This window comes from Gardnerella piotii (genome assembly GCF_049815665.1).
In the GTDB taxonomy this organism is placed as follows: Bacteria; Actinomycetota; Actinomycetes; order Actinomycetales; family Bifidobacteriaceae; genus Bifidobacterium; species Bifidobacterium piotii.
In genome coordinates this window covers 580,776-598,491 of record NZ_CP187450.1, presented here as the reverse complement: position 1 = coordinate 598,491, position 17,716 = coordinate 580,776, and the positions used below count along the sequence as shown (strand labels likewise).

Genomic DNA, 17,716 nt, shown 5'->3' with positions numbered 1-17,716 from the left:
TGCACCCACCTAATCAGACCTTAACATCAACACAACGCTCTCCACATACATAGAGCCTTTTGCTCAAAAGAGAAGAAAACAGTCTTACAGAATCTTACGCAGCTACTGCGGTTCTTCTCCATGGATGATGCTTTATAACGATAACAATATCTGTAAGCACAATACCAAAAACTACGCTTACCCATACTAAGCTCGGTGTAAGAAGCCAAGCGAGAACACCAAAGATCAGCAGTCGAAGCAGTACAACAATAACTAAGAAAGGCCAACTTTTTGTTAGGCATTTCTGTTGATCAGCCTTCAATGCGCCCATCAGAACCATAACCGCAGCCGCCGCGCAAGAAAATAGCATATTGCCCAAGAATATGACGAGTAGCGTTCGCCAGCCAACGATACTACCCAGCATCCACCATTGCAGTATCAGTGCAAGCAAAAATGTTGCAACATCGCATACTGCTTCAATCAGCATATTCGCAACGATTAACGAGGAGAATGTTAGAGACGTACCTATAGGAGTGTCTGTTTTACCTTCGCTCGCATGCTGTAATGCAACCATGTTTCTCGCCTCGGCGCGCTTTACGCGCTCTTCTTCAAGCATTTGAACGCCAAGCTCAACCGATTTCTTTGAAGCTTCCTGCAATTGCGCATCCGTCATACCTGGCTGCCAAGGCTTTTCAAAAACAAACAACAACACACTAGTAATCGTTGCGCCAATAATAATGCTTAGCAACGTAGTATTGGAAACAAGCAATAAAGCAATACCAGAAGTAACCAGCAGCCTGATCACAAAATCGATAATTCCAATAAGCAAATCACCAGACCTGTCATCCGACCTTCGATGCCTATCCCACTGCAGATACGCTGCACTTAGCAGCGAAAACACCACAACACTCAACGCGAGTATGACCACAGTTTCCCAACCTAGTACGCGATGCCCTACGAACTGCTGTACAAGCAGCGCAATAATAAGCGTGCAAATGCTAGCAACAGTTTCTATAATCACATTATCCCAAAAAGCATGCTTGAAAAGCACTGGCCTTACCTTCGTCTCACTCATCATCTTTCCCCTATATATTAATCCAATACCTTCTTGTTGTAACATTTCCTCTTGATAGGCTATTTTTCACTTTGTTTTCTAAAATTCCACCATTATTTTCTATAACTTTTATCGATCCGATATTGTCATCATCACACGTAATCAAAACCTTATGTAGATTCAAAGTCTCTTTACAATATGTAAGTGCCATAGAAAGCATTTTTGTTCCATAGCCCTTCATGCATTCAGATTGTCTAATTTCGTATCCTATGTGACCACCATAGTTAATTAAAAAAGAATTTAATTCATGCCTAATATTAATTTCACCAATAAATTTTTCATTATCTATCAGCCAAAACGTAGTAGCTTTAACATAATTTGCAGGTAAATTTATACCATGTTCAATATTATAAGAACTCTCTATAATTGTCTCAGGGTGTATAAAACGTCTTTCTGCATTCGGCCTAAAAATTTCATCTTCTTCATTTGCTTCTATATAACCTTGGATATATTTACTATCTGGTCTAATTAATTTCATAAGTTCTCCTTATTCTTAATATGTGATTCTAATAAGAATACAATTCTATTAAAATTAGAGTCCATAATAGTCTGTTTAGCTTTAATAGTATTACTATTTAAAAAAAAAACCACACATACAAGCTTTATTAAAGAAAAATTTTTTAATTTTTCCAAGTGCACACTATGGATAGTGGGTGCACTTTTTAACGATAGAAAATATCGCAAAAAGGTTTAAGACCTGCTTAATAGCTTGCTGAACAATCTTACGCAATAATCAACATGCCACTAGTCTTTCACCCACTCTCCATACGCGAATTTAATCCTTATTTAATTAACTAAATCCTATATTTATTACCTAAAACCCTATATTTGTTAAAGTACCTTTACGCTGTTGAACTGCCACACCAACATTCCATATGATCACACCAACAATTGCCCATAACACGCCAACAACAAGAATCACAAGTAGCGATACGCCAACATTTACAGAACCATCAATTATACTACGAGATACTTGCGTAACATGAGTTACTGGAATCACGTATAACACGTATTGCATCATCTTAGGAAATACGCCAATCGGAGCAATCACACCACAAACAATAGGAAGTATTGCACTAAGCGCGTTAGAAATAGTATAAACATCATTCATCATCATGCTTATAGCAGCTATAGCAATACCAAATCCCGTAGAAGCAACAGGAACAATAAGGAACAACAGCATCAACGCACTCATATTAATCACAAAGAAAGCACTCGGGCTTACTACAAGCATTGTTATAAACAAAGTCACAGCATCACTCACCAAAGAAATAGTCACGAGCGCAATAATACGACCGAACCATAATGGTAATGCAACTTTTGCGCTTGTAAGCACGAATGGTGTTGTTCCTTCAAAACGATCCCATGCTAGTGCTTCTGACACCGTCATACTTGTGGAAATAGAACACGCGCCCATAACAGCAGCAAGAGTTGAAGCAATCAAACTATGATTAAAACCCGCGCTAGTCGCATAACTAGCTACTCCGTTGAAGCCTCCGCTTACAGCTCCAGCTAGAAAAACGTATAAGAACGTGGATAAAAGAGGCTCAACAATCATACGGATAACAGCAGTATTCCAACTATTTAAGCTAGGTATACTCTGTATACTCACTCTTGCACCAGTTCGTATACTAGATAAAACGCTCACGTGACCATACTGTGAATATTGACTATATTTATGTAATCTAGCGCACTTACTATTTTGAATAATTTTATTTTGCATTTTATTTCGCATAGTTTTAACCTGATTATTATTTCGTATCATATTATGTTCAAACTTCCATTAATCGTTGCAAGTCGAATAGCATGACGTAACATAAAACCTACAATAACAAGCAAAACGCTGGATAATACAACACATAACACAATCGCTAACACAGTAGTAGTATTAAACGATTGCGCATGAACCACCCACACTGCAGACGTAAGCGGATGAATAAACGCAATAACACGAGCTAGCAATGGCATTGATTCTACAGGGATCACTATTCCACAAAGCATCCATACAGGAATTAAAATCAAACCTTCACAAACTGTAGCTTTACGGCATAATACAAAAATTCCAGATAATAATGCGGCAGAAGCTACACAAGCGAGCATAGAAAGTAAGTATCCAACTAGCTGCGTGAATGTTATCATAAAGAACCCATGGCAGAAAACAGCAACGGTAATAATCGCAAGCGGCATACCAATACACCCAAGTAAAGCTGCGGATCCTACAATAGGAAGAAACACCGCAGCAGGTGAGATAACACTTAAAGTTAAATACTGCAATGTCCCTAAATAACGCTGGTATCCAATAATTCCAACAGCAGTAGTTGTAGCAGACCATAATCCAGCTATAGAAGAATCAACCCAAATATTATTAAGACAATTAGCGCAATCATGAGAAAAACCATAGTATGCAACAATTTTCATCAACGCAAAACATACTGGAGCAAGTATCGCATTTTGCAAGAAAAACGTTGTTTTCGCTAAACTTTTAAGCTGAAACCACAAGCCACGAATCACAAAAGCATATGAACGAGTAGAAGTATTCATATTAAACCTCCTACTTACTTAATGGGAGTAAGGACGGCGAAGAAGACGGCGCAGCAGCAGCAGAAGTAGAAGTATTTGATGCAGAAATATTATCATTTTGCACAATAGCAAGATACGTTTCTTCCAAACTTGCAGCGCGATCACCTAAACGCCTAATCCCATCAACAGGAATTTTAATATTTCGTTCTTGAGATAATGTTTTGCTCCACGCGATAGTAATATTTAACACTCCATGCGATTCAAAAACATCACACCACAACACTCCATCAAGTTTTTGCAATTCTTCCTTAACACTAGGAGTTCCGCTTGATGCTTCACCTTCATACGCGTACATTGTTACATGATCAATATGCTGTAAAGAAGCCAACTGCTGCACACTTCCCTGAGCGATAATATTACCGTGATTTATTACAGCAACAGTATCAGCTAATTTTTCAGCCTCACTCATCTCATGCGTAGTTAGCAAAATCGCTATTCCTTGATCTCGTAAAGCATGAATAATTTCACGTACTTTCCTAGCATTTTCAGGATCCAAACCAGTAGTAGGCTCATCTAAAAGCATAAGATCCGTTCTAGCGACCAGCGATCGAGCAATATGCAATCGCTGCCACATTCCCCTTGAAAAAGTTTGAACAGCATCATGAGCTTTATCAAGTAAATCAACTTGCTCAAGAGCATCGTGAATACGCTTACCTTGCTCACTATATGGAACAGCGGAAAGATCCGCAAAATAACGAAGATTATCTAATGCACTTAACCTTTGATAAAATCCTCGCTCACCTCCAAGAAGTAACGACACGCGCTTACGCGCTTCTCGAGGATTACTCACAGCATCAATACTGGCAATACGAACACTACCACTATCAGGAGCTAACAACGTGCCAATAATTTTCACGGTAGTTGTTTTACCTGCACCATTAGGACCAAGCAAGCAAAATATTTCACCAGAATGAATATCAAAAGATACGTTATGTAAAACTTGGCGAGTTGTCTTCTTACGACCAAATCCACGAGAATAAGATCTTGTTACATTATCAATACGCAATATTAAGTTGCTAGTTGACTGCTTATTATTGTTATCGCGACTATTAGTTGCGTCTTCTATATTATTATTCATTATTATTGCTTCGTTCTTACGTGTTATTAAAGCTTAATTCTTACTGTTATTAAACCTTAATTCTTACTGTTATTGAATAAATTTCAACAATGAAAATCAGTTAGTCAGATAAGAAAAGATAACGCTTGCTTACAAGAACGATAAGAACGCGCAAAAACATGCAAAAACGTGCAAAAACCACAGAAAAACTAGCGCGCATGTGCAAACATAATGACAAAACACCATGTGCAATGCGTGTTTAATACTGCTAAAGAATATGTATCTTAAGCTGTTTTATGTGCTTTTATATGCCTTTCAAACCGTTCTTAAGACTAGCGATCATTTGGGCAGTCATAGCGCAACACCTCATAAACTTAAATGTGCTTTACGTGGAAAATTATATGAGCATTCCGCAAAAAACTCAAATATAAGCAATCACAAAACATTTGTTTAACATGTGCAAAATACTACTATTTCTTCTTATACCCTACAGCAACATTACCTGTTTTATTAAGTCCTGGTACTTTAAGAACATCAGAGCCTGGCTTGTCTTTTAAATCAAATTTTCCAACCAAAAATAAAGCTTTAAGTCCTGGACCAGGTAAATTAAACTGTGAGTCAACTAATTTGATGAGCTTATCTCCAAGAGTGACTTTAGACAAATCATAATGAGAATCCAGAATATCTCGTGACACAAAGAGATACAACTCACCTTTATTCATATAGTTTTCTGGTATACGAAACTCTTCTTGAGACACCGCTACCGTTTCCCAATGATACGACGCAAGCTCCGCCTTCTCATCATCATCAGCACATCCCGCAAGAGAAAAGAGAGAGCCTAGCAGCAGAAGCATAACAAGACAACTTTGAAAAATGGTTTTACAAAAAATAGTTTTACTCCTCATAACACTACTAGCCTCCTTTTCGCTAACACAACTTTGTATCAAATGATTATAAAACAGACTATTAAGTAAACAAGATCTCCCATTCTCTCTGATTACTGTAATAATCTTAATAAATATATTATTTTTTTATTAATTTGTCTAGACTATCGACGCTAATCTCCTCATTTACTAGCAAACTATACTCTTTAATAAACAGCAAGATTCACGAAACAGAAGAACCAGAAGGATCAATATCATCATGCTCGTTTAATGCTTCCAACAATATTCCCTCATAAACGAAGCAATTACCTGCAAATCTTCACCTTCATAATACCCAACAAGCAACTTCTTAAACTCAGGAACCCTATTTTCTGGAATAACCAACAAGCCCTGACCATGAGAAATCAAACAGTGTAGGGAACTTTTTTACAATTTCTACACCGATTTGTTACCCAAAACATAAACAACTAAATTAATAATCACTCGACAGCAAAATAGCCTTAATGCTCATTGCAGAATGAAAGTTAATATTGGAAATATTGTAGGAGTGTAAACATCCAAGACAATTGCAAACAGAGAGTTGTTAATTTTTTTGTTCAATAATCTTATCGGTAAATGCCTTTAAAAATTCTTTAGAATTGCTCCAGGAGAAATCAAACCCAGATATTTCATCTAAAACTTTACTACAAACCCATTCATACATTCCAGCCTGTTTGCTTTTATATATTATTAGGAACAATGGTTTCATTGCTTTTTTACCTAATAATATGACACTAATATATTGTTTAGAATATACTACATCGTTATACCATTGTCCTGTCAGCCAATAGAATTTATCTTTGCGCCCCTTTTCACCAATCTCATCGCATAGATTTTGTAATTGTTTAGCCACATACGTGAGAACCTTTTCATCTATGTTTTTTATTAGCAAAGTTTCATCAACACCATTTTTACTTATCTCTTTCCAGTCAACATCTTCATTATTTTCTGAGTGTCTTTCATTCCTTGCAGACTTTTGATTTTCTGTTTTTAGTTCTCTATTATTATTGCTAAAACTATTCTGATTCTTACAACCTGAAATAAGTGATATAAGACAAACTACCATAGTCAAAAAAGCATAATGCTTGATATGCTTCATTTATACCTCCACCTACAACTTAATCTTTACCTAATTGCAGTTACGATTATCATGTTCAATCTTCACTCTGTTATTCACTATCATCTGCCCAATATTCATTCATCTCGTAGTACAAATCATCTTTGAGTCTAATAAAACTGACGGGATGTAAATTATGGACAAAGAATGCAGATATACAGCCTACAAAAATAACTATAGCTAAAAATCATCCGATAATCTACAGGATTTTATTTCCATACATAAACAAATGTGTGGCAAAATGAGTACACGCTTTAACGATAGAAGCGAGATATCGCAAAAGGTTTAATTGCCATTTATAACTTTCTCAATATCTCTTTTCCCATAAAGCACACGAGAAACCACAACTTCATACTTTTCTTCAAAAACAAAATAAAAAATAAGAAAATTATCACACGACACAAACCCTATGCCTTATGCAAGGACTCAAAAACCTTATCCGCAGGCTTCACATCACCAGATAAAACCGACTTATAACCCTTTTCCAACTCATCATTCAACTCACTTTGAGTCATAGAACTCACATCATGCGGCTCTCTATAACCCAATTTCACATCAAAAGGAAGCCCCTGCTGTAAAACAACCTGCTTATAAAACATGGTAATAGCATTCGAAGGAGGAAGACCCAAAGAATTCAATATATACTCTGCCTGCTCTTTTAATTCCGGATCAATACGAGTATACAAGTTAGCTGTTTTCGCCATATAATCACCCCTTATTTCTTACAATGATTATACAACATTGCATTGGCATTGCATTGGCATTGCAATGGCACTGCATTAGCATTAGAAAATTACACTTATATGTAATATTAAAAATGCAAAAATCACACTCAAAAATCGCGATGAATCCAGCTAACAAACTCAAAATCAACAAAATCAAGTCACAAAACTTACACAAAAACACTATTCATCTTGATATTCAAGCAAAGCATCAGTATCAATCGTTTTAATCTCAAACGTTTTTCTTGTTGAAACACAAAAATTATGCTTAATCATAAGATTTGCAAGCTTCACACCATCAACCAAAATAATATGATGATTGTCAGCATAATCCTTAGCTTTCTGCGAAAACCTATACGTTGTAAAAAAAAGACCATGCCCTTGCTTACCAGCTATCCGAAAACCACGCTTAATTAACACCATTCTTCTTTTTCGGTGCCTTAAATTCGGCCATATCCAACCCTCACCACATTGGGATATGTTTTCACGATATGATACTCAATGCCGTATTTATCCAGTTCTTTAAGTCCTGTCTGCCAATGACCGCTAGATTTTAATCGGATATGATTATCCCAACTTTCTAAGTAAGATAAATTAACGTAAAATAAGTGAAAAATAGTCTGTCTATGACAGTAGGTATCCACTTGACTATATAAATTTAAGGAGGTTAGTTATGAAGAAATCTGTATATCAAGCTATACGATTATTCCTTTTTTCATTATTACTCCCTCTTTTAGGACTTATTATCAATTCTCTTAAATCACTCGATTGGGAAATTGTTTATGACTCACCCTTTTTACTCATTGTTATAGCTCATGCACTTGGTTTAACAAAAATTCTTCTTTACTCGATTGTTGTCAATCAAAAAACACTCGAAAACTTAGGAGTTTGTAAAACCATCGCTATCGCGCTTATCGCCCCTGCTATTGATTTATTGATATTACAAGAGTCTCCTCGGCAATTGGGTAGTAGCTGGACTTGCACGTACATTACATTTTTTATTACTCTTGAATGTATCCCAACTATAATTCCAATCATTGTTAAAGAGTTTTTACGAAGAAGAAACCAAAAGCATAAAGCCTAAAAATGCACCCACCTATTAAGCCCTTGATATCAAGACGACATTCTCCACGTGGATTGAGAGAACGGGTAGTATAGCTACACTTTTTTGAGTGCACACTATGGATATTGGGTGCACATTTTAACGATAGAAAAAGCTATCGTTAAAAGGTTTAAGATTGGCTTGATAGCGCGTTACATTACAATTCTTCCAGTTGTTTAGTCTGGTCTCTTCTCACGTAGATAACCGCGAGTATTTGAACTTCTTTTCTACTATCATCAACACAAAAATAAACGTAATAATTTTTTACGCGTATTCTTCTAAAACCAATTTCACACCACGGCTGCTCACTAATTAACTTCACACGATAAGGCATCGTCTGCAAAGACATCATTTCCGACTTCAACAGCTCGAGCATTCTTTTAGCCACTATCGGTGCTTGTAACTCCGTGGCGATATATTCTCGAATAAGTGCAAGATGCTCTTTCGCCTGACGAGTGACTTTTATCTTATACTCATCCATTAAAGACCTCGTTCAAGATCTTCAAAAACATCATCTATCGGATAACTATCACCACGAACCGCCTGATCATAACCTTTAGCCATCAACGCGTTAAACGTTTTCTCATCCATATCATCTTGTGCTGGAAGAGACTTTGGAATAGTAAGCGAAAACGGAATACCCTTATTAAGAATGATTTGACGATAAAACATGTCAATAGCCGTAGCCCTAGGAACTCCAATCGTTTCCAGAATCTGCTCCGCCTGCTGCTTAATATTTTCTTGTATTCTCACATTCACATTCGCTGTTTTAGTAACTGCCATATAAACCAACCTCCATACGCATATAATAAATTATTGTGTCGCATATTGCAACACAATTTATATGAATAAGATCCCTCAGCTGCCATACATGTTTTTCGTGTTCGTGTTACCTTCGCATTGCCTTTGTATTACCGCTTTTTATAGCACTGTCAAGTACCATGATGCCGGCGATAACTCCATCTATTCTATAGGTTGATTTTTGAACATAAGAATAGACTAAAGAAAATTCAATAGTCTGGATTTTATAATATCTCCACATGAAATTGAGTGGTCTAGTTTCATCACGTGTTGGATACAACGAAAACTTACCCTTAAACTATGAAGCTATTTCTTTGAACTCTGAAAATTTAACCTTGAATTCTGAAACCTTTTTAGACATCAAAAAAGACGGTATTACTACCGTCTTAATTATTTACACATAACGCTTTTAGATTTAGATTTCTATTTCATAGAAACTTGATCCTTGCTAAGCTCTACAAACTGGGATTTGTTGTAGTTATCTCCCATTTTCTTTAATTCCATATGTAATACACAAGCAAATACTATCTCAATAATACATGCCGCAACAGCAACCGTTGTGCCGTTTAATGCACATCCTAAAATCAAGGAAATCATCGGAATGGAAATTGCAGCAACTGTATATCCCTTTGATTTGTACAGCCATGAATACGGCAGTAAATGTGCGCCAAAGACCATAGCGTATACCATAATCATCTTTTCCGGAACCGCACTAAACACCCACATAACGATTAATAAATAAATCATTTGATTTAAGGTGAAAATGAAGCCTAATTGTCCAAGTGGATTTTGTTTTGAAAAGATATCCACCTTTATAAGTTTACCAATGAGCCAAGCCAGAGGTAATAATGGGCATGAACAGCAAAATACCAATAAATTTTTCATATCCATATTGATATCTAAAATTGACACAAGTACTATCAGAAGCCATATAATCACCGATGCCATGATAAATGGCAATCCTTTTTTCTGCTTTATGATGATATCATTCCTCAATTCATCTAAGCTCATTGATTTCTCCTTCAAATGCTAATTTATACAATCTGATATTCCACGTCGTGGCAGTGTAAAAGCACTACGGTAATCAATCCAAAACATAAGTGTTTCAAGTATCAAGGTTTGAGACTCCGCTTTAGCCTTCTGATTTTCTTCTTCCTCTCCACCGAATTCAATGATCATTGCTCCGGAATCAACGCGTATTCTGCGCCTTTCGAGACTCAGATAAGCGTAATTGTATCATGATCTATGTTTTCATGATCTATGTAAGAGAGTACATCTTCGAACTGCTCTAATGGTATCCTGGCTAATGTTTTCGGCTGATTGTTCTTCTGTCCGAACATAAACAGAAATAATGTTTATGTAACAATCTCTTGCCATAATAGCGGGATTCATTAATATCTTTCATCTGAAATTATATGCTCTATTCCACTATGCTCCGATTTAAGATATTCTTTCATAAATGTCGGGTAAGCCTTGAACTTATCAAGCTCATCTATAGGTAACCAATGCATTGTCTCTTTAGCACCTGACTCTGTAGTACTATGGCTCGTAAAATCTCTTTTGCCCATGGGTTTCATCATGTAGTAGAATGTCAGCTCATGGAAGTCTACTCCTTTTAAGCCAGAGCTGCCGATGAATAAGTTCTCGTGTATGACAGCAAGATGATCGACCTCGTAATTAAGACCTGTCTCTTCAAATACTTCTCTCTTGACGGCTTCTTCTGATGTCTCGCCCATGTGAACCGCTCCGCCAACTGAGTAGTAATAGTCGTCCTCAGCATTTCTTGCAAATAGCACACAACCTTCCTCGACTATGATGGCTGCAGCCCTATATCTAAATGCTTTTTTATCGTTAATAAATCCACAATTATGTTCCATAGTTTACTCCTTCATTTTTTATCTAATGACTGTGACTTATGGTTCAAATGCAAACAAGTTCCCAATCTTAATTGAAAATCCAAGTGATTGATACATTTGTATATCACATTGTGCACAAGCAACAGTCATTGAACTTATTGCACTCGACCCTAGAGCGTTGATATCTTCCCTCATACAGCCAAACTGCGCTCAAAAACCACGCCAAGCCAGCCTAAAGCTGCCACACGCTAAACCTCTTAACGATAGCCCTCGCAAACCCCTGCTACACAAGGGCAAAAGCACCCACCTAATCAGCCTCCTGCATCTTATAGAACGGTGAAGCGCCGTGACGGTAGGAAGCACCACTTATTTTCTCGTTTGAGCCTGAACGTAAAAATAGCAGATAAAGGAAAGGAAATGAATTTACACCACTTTTAGGACTTGACCTATGAAATAATTAATCGTTCCATTTTCAATCAATATATAGAGACCGAGTCCAATAAACACGACAGGTACAATTACTTTTTCATACTTTTCCACAGTCTCTCCGATAGCAGAAATTGAGGCGAGATTTTGAGATAATTTGCATAGAATCAAAATCCCTAAAGCAAATATTACTAAACTTATACTAATCTCAATCAAACTCTTTCCTGTAAAATAGGGGATATAAATTCCTAAATTATCTCCACCCATTGCCACTGTTAAACTTGTAAATGCTAAGATTTTTGATCCATCTCCGGTAATTTTCCCCTCGATATCTTCTTCATCAATATCTTCATCCACAAAAATTGCTCTTATACCAAGACCTAGCGGAATTAGACCAAGGAGTCCTATAATCCAATCTTGTGGAATAAAATTTAAAAAGTAAGCGGCAATAAGACTAGCCAGTACAAGCAGTCCTGTACCTAAATACTGCCCCACATAAATTGATTTCAAACCTTTCTTTCCTTGACTAGCGAATAAAATAGTCAAAACAACTAAGTAGTCAATGGATGTAGAAACAAAAACTAATAAAGCGGATACTATTGTTTCCATTATTTCTCCTTTCAAAATGTTTAATGTTTACAGCCAATCAAAATTGACTGCACACACATTGTGCCTCGGCAGTTACCAATGGAGACATTTTAAGAAATAACTTCACAATTTTCCCACCTTTCCTTGAAATATTACTTGTGAAATTTACTTAAACTATATGATTTTGTCAAATATGCTGATAGATATCCACGCAAACTGTGAAGATTGAAAATATATAAAATTAGATAGACCAAACATTATTCATCTAAATAAAGCCATTGTTTTCAAAAGTCTTATAGTCTATTATTTTATTTTCTTGACAACAAACAAATTGATTCTAAATGGATTGAGAGAACGGGTAGTATAGCTACACTTTTTTGAGTACCAAGCCACTAATATAATTGTAATCTTGATAATATTATGATACTTTTTTGATAAAAGGAGGTTGATACTATGATTAATATTCGCCCAGTTTCCGATTTAAGAAATAAATTCCCAGAAGTAGAAGAAACAGTTATAAATTCAAATACACCAGTATTCCTTACAAAAAATGGTTATGGGACTATGGTTCTCATGAGCATCAAACAATACTCTGCCCTCACTGACAACATTGAAAGAAAACTCGACGAAGCAGATACTTTTGCCGCAAACACTTCTACGCGTCTTTCTAAAGACGATGTCTTTGATAGCGTAAGGAGAAGGATCAATGAGCAAGAACACGTATAAATTAACCTTTCTCCCACTATTCAAAGAAGATTTATTAGAAACAGTTGACTATATAACCAATACACTGCAAAATCCAAAAGCTGCTCACAGACTTGTTGACGATATAGAATCAGCAATCGATAAACGACTTGAATCACCCCTCTTATTTGCTCCTTACCAATCATCAACAACACGAGAACACCCCTACTACAGGATTAGCGTACGCAACTTTTCTGTTTTTTACGTTGTCATCGACGACACTATGGAAGTGCGCAGACTTCTATACTCAAAACGAAATATTGACGCACTACTGGAATAACTATTCTCAATAACTATCATTTATGTTAACGATTATTGAAAAAGCTATCGTTAAAAGGTTTAAGATTGGCTTAATAGCTTGATTCTTGAGCATAAAAAAACAGCCTAGAGAAACTCCCCCTAGGCTAGATTTGGTAACGTTTCAAACGCTCACAATCTTTTGACTTTTATGATGCCCTTTCAATATCCACACTAACTACTTTTAGTATTACCGTTAGAGCTTCTGATTAAAACACTTCAGATAAAACGTTCAAGTTATTACTATGCTAAAAATGCTCTTCAAAAAACCTGACAAATACGCACATATACGGGGTTGCATACACGAGATTGCAGAAGAAAACTTCTTTACTTATGGCTCTCTTAGAATATGGTTAGTGTTGAGAACTAAAGGTATTAAAGTATCTGAAAAAGTAGTAAGACGGCTCATGAAAGAAGAGTTAATTGAGGTTAGATATGCCAGGCGTAAAAGACGCTATTCAAGTTACATAGGAGAAATTACTCCCGCATGTAGTAACATTGTTAACAATAATTTTCATGCAGATTCACCTAATAAGATTTGGCTTACAGACATTACTGAGTTTTCAGTAAAAGAGTCAAAACTCTATTTAAGCCCTATGATTGACTGTTTTGATGGTAAAGTGGTCTCTTACGCTATTTCAAACCACCCAGATCAGTGTCTTGAAGATGAAATGCTAGAAGGGTCTTTAACTACGTTTGAAAATGTGATTCCTTTTGTATAACTATATTTTTAAGCAAGTTATCGTGGCAGTTTTTGCTATCTAGAATAAGTCGTCGTGAGATCCTAAGCGTAGGAATATAATGCAATCTTCTTTAACTTGATACAACAGTAGAACGTCTGCAGACACATGCAATTCATGCACGCCTTTGTATGAGCCTTTAAGAATATGATCTCTATAAGTTGTAAGCTCGCGAGAATCTGCACCATTGCAAATAAGTCTTACAATATTGATTACTTGCTCAATATCGTAATGCTTCTGCTTATATTTCTTAACATCTCGCAGATAGATTGGACTATAAAATGGCGGTTTAGGCATTGCGCATCAGCTCAGCAAAATCGTCAACAGTACCTGCAGCTATTGGTTTTTCTTTCATAGCTTCATCAAGAGCGTGCTCATATGGAGAACTTTCAAGTGAAAATGGGAAACGTTGCGTATTTACAATCTGATACAAAAATAGGTTGACTGCTGAACTCATATCAAGACCATAATGTTCAAGAACTTGCGATGCACTATCTCGTATTTCTGGATTAACTCTTACACTTAATCTGCCTATTCTAGCTGTTTTTGTAGAAGTCATGTTGTTTCCTTTAATCTTAAAAACATAAATTTGTTATTCATGCCTTGCTTTATTATAACAGACCTACAGCACCCAACGTAATACCAAAGTAGCACCATTGTGTACGCAATTATTACTAAATCACAAGTTATCGTGGCAGTTTTTGCCGATTTTGCGAATTTTGCCACGATAACCCGAAATTTAACGAAGAGAAGAGAAGCAATGCAACTACCGAGCTAACGCCTCAATATGCAACACACGATCACATCGCTGAGCAATCAAAGGATCATGTGTCACTACAAGCAATGTCTTGTTATATTCTTTATTCATCGCTTGCAATTGCGCAAACACTTTATCAGCAAGATCTCTATCAAGTGAACCCGTCGGCTCATCTGCCAAAATCAACGAGCCAGGTTTCAGCATTGCGCGAGCAATCGCAACTCGCTGCTGTTCACCACCAGAAAGCACAGCAATACGGTCATTTTTAGCATACTCAATATTGAGTTCAGCAAGAACTGCATCAATCATTTGGTGTTTAACAGACTTTGACTCTTTATTATATGCCATCGCAATCCACAAATTATCAAATACAGTTCTATTATTGAGCAATGCAAACGATTGAAATAAATAGCTAATATGATAACGACGTAACTTAGTAGCAGCAACAGAATTAATAGCTGGAAGTTCTTTGCCAGCAATCTTTATCTCACCTTTATCATAGGTTTCAAGCATGCCGAGAATGTTTAGAATAGTGGATTTTCCAGAGCCGGAAGCCCCCATGATTGCTAACGATTCTCCTTGTTGCACACTAAAACTAAGATTATTTAAAACCGGTCGATTCCCATATGTTTTATAAAGATTGCGTACACTTATTAAAGGTTCAATACCATTGTTTTGCATTATCGACTACTCCTTTACCATAGAAGTAATGTGTTTATTACTCAAATAATATGTTTGTATCGTTAATAATATGAGTTCAATAATTGCCGAAATCAGCACATATATCATGCCAGAACGAGTCCGTTCAATCGAAGCAATAACAAAAAGTACTCCTTGAACGAGTCCCACAAGCAAGAACGGCATAGAGAATATGCGTAATAGCGAAAAACCAAGCAATCGTTTCACCGCAATACTTTCTTGATAGCATGCTGCAAACATAGCAATAATCGCTATAAGCAATATCAACATAAGCAGAGTAATAAGCAGAATTACGCTACCAAACAATTGCAACGTCTGCATAATCGTCTTTTGGTAGCCTGCAATGCATTCTCCTACTTGTAAGAATTGAAGATGATTATCATCAAGATGATACCGTGCAGTATAAGCGTCGCTCAGATATCTAGCTGCTGCTTGATCATTCAATTTAATGTAGCTATTGTCAAGACCGCCAGCAAGTAATGATTCACTTTCAGACGCATTCAAATTATCACTCGTCGCATAAAAAATAATAGGATCTTTTACCATAACTTTATGATGAATATCCGTAGACCAGTTAAACCACTCACGAGAAGGATGATACGTGCGGAATGCGAATTGTGGATGCGCAGTAAACTTGGTCGAAACATCAGTAGACGTTAGGTTGTCTGACTCTTGAAGCCACTGCCTCATCAAAGTCTGCTCTTGAGGATTATACGTGTCGGGAATGAAGTAAATGCGCACACCCTGACGAGCAAGGTTTTTGACATCGCTATCTACAGTAAACCCTTGATCTTGCAAGTACTTAGGCGACGCCACAAACGACCAGAATGGCTTAGAAGGTACATGCTTATATACGCTACCATTGCGCCAATCTTGTAGTATATCCGCATCAAAGAAGCTTGTGTAAATAAGCCTTACTCCTGGCTTATCCTCAATAGAACGATACCATGCAAAAGCATCTTTGGCATACTGCGTCGATTGACCAGATACCGAAGCACCATCTTGCCCTACGAGGTGGTGATACATAATTCTCTGGTTTAATACAGGATGCCACATACGAGCAACTTCCACACTTTTCGCCAACTCGCCTATTGGCCCATCTATGCTATGCACACCTTCTAATACGCATGTTGATGCAATAGCATAAACGAGTGCAAGAGCAATAAGCATACCACGTTTGGTAATACGATTACGAATTGCATCTACTGGTTTTACAGAAATAATCATCAAAATGACTAATGCGCTGAGAAGCAACACAACTGCAATAACTGGCAACGCTATAATCAGCGCCTGCATTAACAATTGAATATTCCATATAAATCCGCGAGTAAATGAACTCATCACGATACAAACAAGAGGATATACGGCGAGTGCTGAAACAAGCATCGGCATAAGATGGCGCAAAGCAAACGATGAGCGCGACCAACCCAACAATAGATAGCTTCCCAATGTTCTATACGAAAGATACCCATCAGCGATTATCGTAATTCCAAGAAGCAACACTGTTACAATGCAGACAATAATAAAAGTAAGTTGATTAAAACTATTGGATCGTGCTATTCCAGATTTTCCACGTTGAAAATCTTGGTAGGTTGTACCAGCAATGCGAGCAGCTTGAGTAACTAATGCATGGTAGTCTCGGCTAGAAAGTCCCACAATCCTGTAATCGCCAAGCTTTGTTTTACTATTGTTGACGAGGGCATCTAATTGACGAACAACTAAACGCGAACCCTCAATGGAAATAGTGGGAAGATCAGCAAGCATATCTGCTTTTGCCATATCAAGTCCGAGCGTTTTGCTACTTTCGCTGTGCAATAATTGCGTAAAGGCATGCGATGTCAGAATCGGCGTTCCGAGATACGACAAAGTAAGCAAATCATCTTTACCTCGCGTATTGCCAAATATGCCAAGCTCAAAACCATCTACACCGGCGTCACTCGCTGCCAAGCGCATATCATTACGAACCACAAAAGCATTATGCTGAGCAACAGTATTCTTGAGTAATGCATAAATTTGATCAGCTTTGTCTTCTGTCACGCCGCGTAATGAAAAAAGGCGACTCGTTTGCGGATATATAGCAATACAATCACCCAAGGAGTCGTTCATTTTTGTCAAACCTAACAGCGATGCAAATAATGCAAGCAGAAGAACAAGTGCGCATGACAATGAACGCAATAATCGAGACATCGCATACCCCTATAATAAGTTATTCAT

23 protein-coding genes are annotated in these 17,716 nt (G+C 37.0%); 4 read left to right on the top strand and 19 right to left on the bottom strand.

Annotated features, from left to right (window positions below; translation table 11 throughout):
- Window positions 1-94: 94 nt before the first annotated feature.
- The 10 genes from ACPEIW_RS02555 to ACPEIW_RS02510 form a co-directional block, all read right to left on the bottom strand.
- Window positions 95-1,054 carry a hypothetical protein gene (locus ACPEIW_RS02555; protein ID WP_425664190.1) on the bottom strand — a complete coding sequence of 320 codons (960 nt, stop codon included), beginning with the start codon at window positions 1,052-1,054 and terminating at the stop codon, window positions 95-97.
- Window positions 1,055-1,064: 10 nt separating this feature from the next.
- The gene (locus tag ACPEIW_RS02550; protein WP_425664188.1) at window positions 1,065-1,571 is read right to left on the bottom strand and encodes a GNAT family N-acetyltransferase; all 507 of its coding nucleotides are present in this window, start codon (window positions 1,569-1,571) and stop codon (window positions 1,065-1,067) included.
- Window positions 1,572-1,907: 336 nt separating this feature from the next.
- Window positions 1,908-2,858, bottom strand: coding sequence for an ABC transporter permease (locus ACPEIW_RS02545; RefSeq protein ID WP_425664186.1), 951 nt, complete (start codon window positions 2,856-2,858; stop codon window positions 1,908-1,910).
- The gene (locus tag ACPEIW_RS02540) at window positions 2,855-3,634 is read right to left on the bottom strand and encodes an ABC transporter (RefSeq protein ID WP_425664184.1); all 780 of its coding nucleotides are present in this window, start codon (window positions 3,632-3,634) and stop codon (window positions 2,855-2,857) included. Before ACPEIW_RS02540 ends, ACPEIW_RS02545 begins: the two co-directional genes overlap by 4 nt.
- 10 nt (window positions 3,635-3,644) lie before the next feature.
- Entirely contained in the window at window positions 3,645-4,751 is a 1,107-nt protein-coding gene (locus ACPEIW_RS02535) for an ABC transporter ATP-binding protein (protein ID WP_425664182.1), read from the bottom strand.
- A gap of 449 nt (window positions 4,752-5,200) precedes the next feature.
- The gene (locus ACPEIW_RS02530; protein WP_425664180.1) at window positions 5,201-5,635 is read right to left on the bottom strand and encodes a hypothetical protein; all 435 of its coding nucleotides are present in this window, start codon (window positions 5,633-5,635) and stop codon (window positions 5,201-5,203) included.
- 246 nt (window positions 5,636-5,881) lie between these two features.
- The gene (locus tag ACPEIW_RS02525) at window positions 5,882-6,022 is read right to left on the bottom strand and encodes a hypothetical protein (RefSeq protein WP_172535033.1); all 141 of its coding nucleotides are present in this window, start codon (window positions 6,020-6,022) and stop codon (window positions 5,882-5,884) included.
- 175 nt (window positions 6,023-6,197) lie between these two features.
- Entirely contained in the window at window positions 6,198-6,752 is a 555-nt protein-coding gene (locus ACPEIW_RS02520; RefSeq protein WP_016838288.1) for a hypothetical protein, read from the bottom strand.
- A 425-nt stretch (window positions 6,753-7,177) separates the two neighbouring features.
- Window positions 7,178-7,474: a type II toxin-antitoxin system RelB/DinJ family antitoxin gene (locus tag ACPEIW_RS02515; RefSeq protein ID WP_016838290.1), complete on the bottom strand. Its 297-nt coding sequence runs from the start codon at window positions 7,472-7,474 to the stop codon at window positions 7,178-7,180.
- 201 nt (window positions 7,475-7,675) lie between these two features.
- A complete protein-coding gene (locus tag ACPEIW_RS02510; protein ID WP_016838294.1) occupies window positions 7,676-7,915 on the bottom strand; it encodes a restriction endonuclease in 240 nt (79 codons plus the stop codon).
- Between the two features lie 250 nt (window positions 7,916-8,165).
- Here ACPEIW_RS02510 and ACPEIW_RS02505 point away from each other — a divergent pair, with 250 nt between their 5' ends.
- Window positions 8,166-8,576, top strand: a complete 411-nt coding sequence (locus ACPEIW_RS02505; protein ID WP_004128465.1) for a hypothetical protein — start codon at window positions 8,166-8,168, stop codon at window positions 8,574-8,576.
- 175 nt (window positions 8,577-8,751) lie between these two features.
- Here the strand turns inward: ACPEIW_RS02505 and ACPEIW_RS02500 are convergent, their stop codons facing one another.
- The 5 genes from ACPEIW_RS02500 to ACPEIW_RS02480 form a co-directional block, all read right to left on the bottom strand.
- Window positions 8,752-9,075, bottom strand: coding sequence for a type II toxin-antitoxin system RelE/ParE family toxin (locus tag ACPEIW_RS02500; RefSeq protein ID WP_425664176.1), 324 nt, complete (start codon window positions 9,073-9,075; stop codon window positions 8,752-8,754).
- On the bottom strand, window positions 9,075-9,377 hold the full coding sequence (locus ACPEIW_RS02495; RefSeq protein ID WP_004133089.1) for a type II toxin-antitoxin system RelB/DinJ family antitoxin: 303 nt from the start codon (window positions 9,375-9,377) through the stop codon (window positions 9,075-9,077). Before ACPEIW_RS02495 ends, ACPEIW_RS02500 begins: the two co-directional genes overlap by 1 nt.
- A 441-nt stretch (window positions 9,378-9,818) precedes the next feature.
- Window positions 9,819-10,406: a DUF7010 family protein gene (locus tag ACPEIW_RS02490; RefSeq protein WP_016838610.1), complete on the bottom strand. Its 588-nt coding sequence runs from the start codon at window positions 10,404-10,406 to the stop codon at window positions 9,819-9,821.
- A gap of 380 nt (window positions 10,407-10,786) precedes the next feature.
- The gene (locus ACPEIW_RS02485) at window positions 10,787-11,272 is read right to left on the bottom strand and encodes an NUDIX hydrolase (protein WP_421781491.1); all 486 of its coding nucleotides are present in this window, start codon (window positions 11,270-11,272) and stop codon (window positions 10,787-10,789) included.
- Between the two features lie 402 nt (window positions 11,273-11,674).
- On the bottom strand, window positions 11,675-12,286 hold the full coding sequence (locus ACPEIW_RS02480) for a CadD family cadmium resistance transporter (RefSeq protein ID WP_004120505.1): 612 nt from the start codon (window positions 12,284-12,286) through the stop codon (window positions 11,675-11,677).
- Window positions 12,287-12,718: 432 nt separating this feature from the next.
- Between ACPEIW_RS02480 and ACPEIW_RS02475 the strand changes: the two genes are divergently transcribed.
- From ACPEIW_RS02475 to ACPEIW_RS02465, 3 genes are all read left to right on the top strand, one after another.
- Window positions 12,719-12,991, top strand: a complete 273-nt coding sequence (locus ACPEIW_RS02475) for a type II toxin-antitoxin system Phd/YefM family antitoxin (protein WP_016837169.1) — start codon at window positions 12,719-12,721, stop codon at window positions 12,989-12,991.
- Window positions 12,972-13,289: a type II toxin-antitoxin system RelE/ParE family toxin gene (locus tag ACPEIW_RS02470; RefSeq protein ID WP_016635624.1), complete on the top strand. Its 318-nt coding sequence runs from the start codon at window positions 12,972-12,974 to the stop codon at window positions 13,287-13,289. The genes ACPEIW_RS02475 and ACPEIW_RS02470 overlap by 20 nt, the downstream gene beginning before the upstream one ends.
- Before the next feature lie 262 nt (window positions 13,290-13,551).
- A complete protein-coding gene (locus ACPEIW_RS02465) occupies window positions 13,552-14,028 on the top strand; it encodes an IS3 family transposase (RefSeq protein ID WP_016837165.1) in 477 nt (158 codons plus the stop codon).
- A 39-nt stretch (window positions 14,029-14,067) separates the two neighbouring features.
- Here the strand turns inward: ACPEIW_RS02465 and ACPEIW_RS02460 are convergent, their stop codons facing one another.
- The 4 genes from ACPEIW_RS02460 to ACPEIW_RS02445 all read right to left on the bottom strand — a co-directional run bounded on the left by ACPEIW_RS02460 (window position 14,068) and on the right by ACPEIW_RS02445 (window position 17,689).
- The gene (locus tag ACPEIW_RS02460) at window positions 14,068-14,343 is read right to left on the bottom strand and encodes a type II toxin-antitoxin system RelE/ParE family toxin (protein ID WP_016837163.1); all 276 of its coding nucleotides are present in this window, start codon (window positions 14,341-14,343) and stop codon (window positions 14,068-14,070) included.
- Window positions 14,336-14,605 carry a type II toxin-antitoxin system RelB/DinJ family antitoxin gene (locus ACPEIW_RS02455; protein ID WP_016837161.1) on the bottom strand — a complete coding sequence of 90 codons (270 nt, stop codon included), beginning with the start codon at window positions 14,603-14,605 and terminating at the stop codon, window positions 14,336-14,338. Before ACPEIW_RS02455 ends, ACPEIW_RS02460 begins: the two co-directional genes overlap by 8 nt.
- 207 nt (window positions 14,606-14,812) lie before the next feature.
- On the bottom strand, window positions 14,813-15,484 hold the full coding sequence (locus ACPEIW_RS02450; protein WP_016837159.1) for an ABC transporter ATP-binding protein: 672 nt from the start codon (window positions 15,482-15,484) through the stop codon (window positions 14,813-14,815).
- Window positions 15,485-15,490: 6 nt separating this feature from the next.
- Entirely contained in the window at window positions 15,491-17,689 is a 2,199-nt protein-coding gene (locus tag ACPEIW_RS02445; protein ID WP_425664172.1) for a hypothetical protein, read from the bottom strand.
- Window positions 17,690-17,716: the final 27 nt, after the last annotated feature.

Bases quoted from the DNA above. Each gene is read 5' to 3' on its own strand.
- ACPEIW_RS02555 (WP_425664190.1), bottom strand. From the start codon at position 1,054: ATGAGTGAGACGAAGGTAAGGCCAGTGCTTTTCAAGCATGCTTTTTGG.
- ACPEIW_RS02550 (WP_425664188.1), bottom strand. From the start codon at position 1,571: ATGAAATTAATTAGACCAGATAGTAAATATATCCAAGGTTATATAGAA.
- ACPEIW_RS02545 (WP_425664186.1), bottom strand. From the start codon at position 2,858: ATGATACGAAATAATAATCAGGTTAAAACTATGCGAAATAAAATGCAA.
- ACPEIW_RS02540 (WP_425664184.1), bottom strand. From the start codon at position 3,634: ATGAATACTTCTACTCGTTCATATGCTTTTGTGATTCGTGGCTTGTGG.
- ACPEIW_RS02535 (WP_425664182.1), bottom strand. From the start codon at position 4,751: ATGAATAATAATATAGAAGACGCAACTAATAGTCGCGATAACAATAAT.
- ACPEIW_RS02530 (WP_425664180.1), bottom strand. From the start codon at position 5,635: ATGAGGAGTAAAACTATTTTTTGTAAAACCATTTTTCAAAGTTGTCTT.
- ACPEIW_RS02520 (WP_016838288.1), bottom strand. From the start codon at position 6,752: ATGAAGCATATCAAGCATTATGCTTTTTTGACTATGGTAGTTTGTCTT.
- ACPEIW_RS02515 (WP_016838290.1), bottom strand. From the start codon at position 7,474: ATGGCGAAAACAGCTAACTTGTATACTCGTATTGATCCGGAATTAAAA.
- ACPEIW_RS02510 (WP_016838294.1), bottom strand. From the start codon at position 7,915: ATGGTGTTAATTAAGCGTGGTTTTCGGATAGCTGGTAAGCAAGGGCAT.
- ACPEIW_RS02505 (WP_004128465.1), top strand. From the start codon at position 8,166: ATGAAGAAATCTGTATATCAAGCTATACGATTATTCCTTTTTTCATTA.
- ACPEIW_RS02500 (WP_425664176.1), bottom strand. From the start codon at position 9,075: ATGGATGAGTATAAGATAAAAGTCACTCGTCAGGCGAAAGAGCATCTT.
- ACPEIW_RS02495 (WP_004133089.1), bottom strand. From the start codon at position 9,377: ATGGCAGTTACTAAAACAGCGAATGTGAATGTGAGAATACAAGAAAAT.
- ACPEIW_RS02490 (WP_016838610.1), bottom strand. From the start codon at position 10,406: ATGAGCTTAGATGAATTGAGGAATGATATCATCATAAAGCAGAAAAAA.
- ACPEIW_RS02485 (WP_421781491.1), bottom strand. From the start codon at position 11,272: ATGGAACATAATTGTGGATTTATTAACGATAAAAAAGCATTTAGATAT.
- ACPEIW_RS02480 (WP_004120505.1), bottom strand. From the start codon at position 12,286: ATGGAAACAATAGTATCCGCTTTATTAGTTTTTGTTTCTACATCCATT.
- ACPEIW_RS02475 (WP_016837169.1), top strand. From the start codon at position 12,719: ATGATTAATATTCGCCCAGTTTCCGATTTAAGAAATAAATTCCCAGAA.
- ACPEIW_RS02470 (WP_016635624.1), top strand. From the start codon at position 12,972: ATGAGCAAGAACACGTATAAATTAACCTTTCTCCCACTATTCAAAGAA.
- ACPEIW_RS02465 (WP_016837165.1), top strand. From the start codon at position 13,552: ATGCTAAAAATGCTCTTCAAAAAACCTGACAAATACGCACATATACGG.
- ACPEIW_RS02460 (WP_016837163.1), bottom strand. From the start codon at position 14,343: ATGCCTAAACCGCCATTTTATAGTCCAATCTATCTGCGAGATGTTAAG.
- ACPEIW_RS02455 (WP_016837161.1), bottom strand. From the start codon at position 14,605: ATGACTTCTACAAAAACAGCTAGAATAGGCAGATTAAGTGTAAGAGTT.
- ACPEIW_RS02450 (WP_016837159.1), bottom strand. From the start codon at position 15,484: ATGCAAAACAATGGTATTGAACCTTTAATAAGTGTACGCAATCTTTAT.
- ACPEIW_RS02445 (WP_425664172.1), bottom strand. From the start codon at position 17,689: ATGTCTCGATTATTGCGTTCATTGTCATGCGCACTTGTTCTTCTGCTT.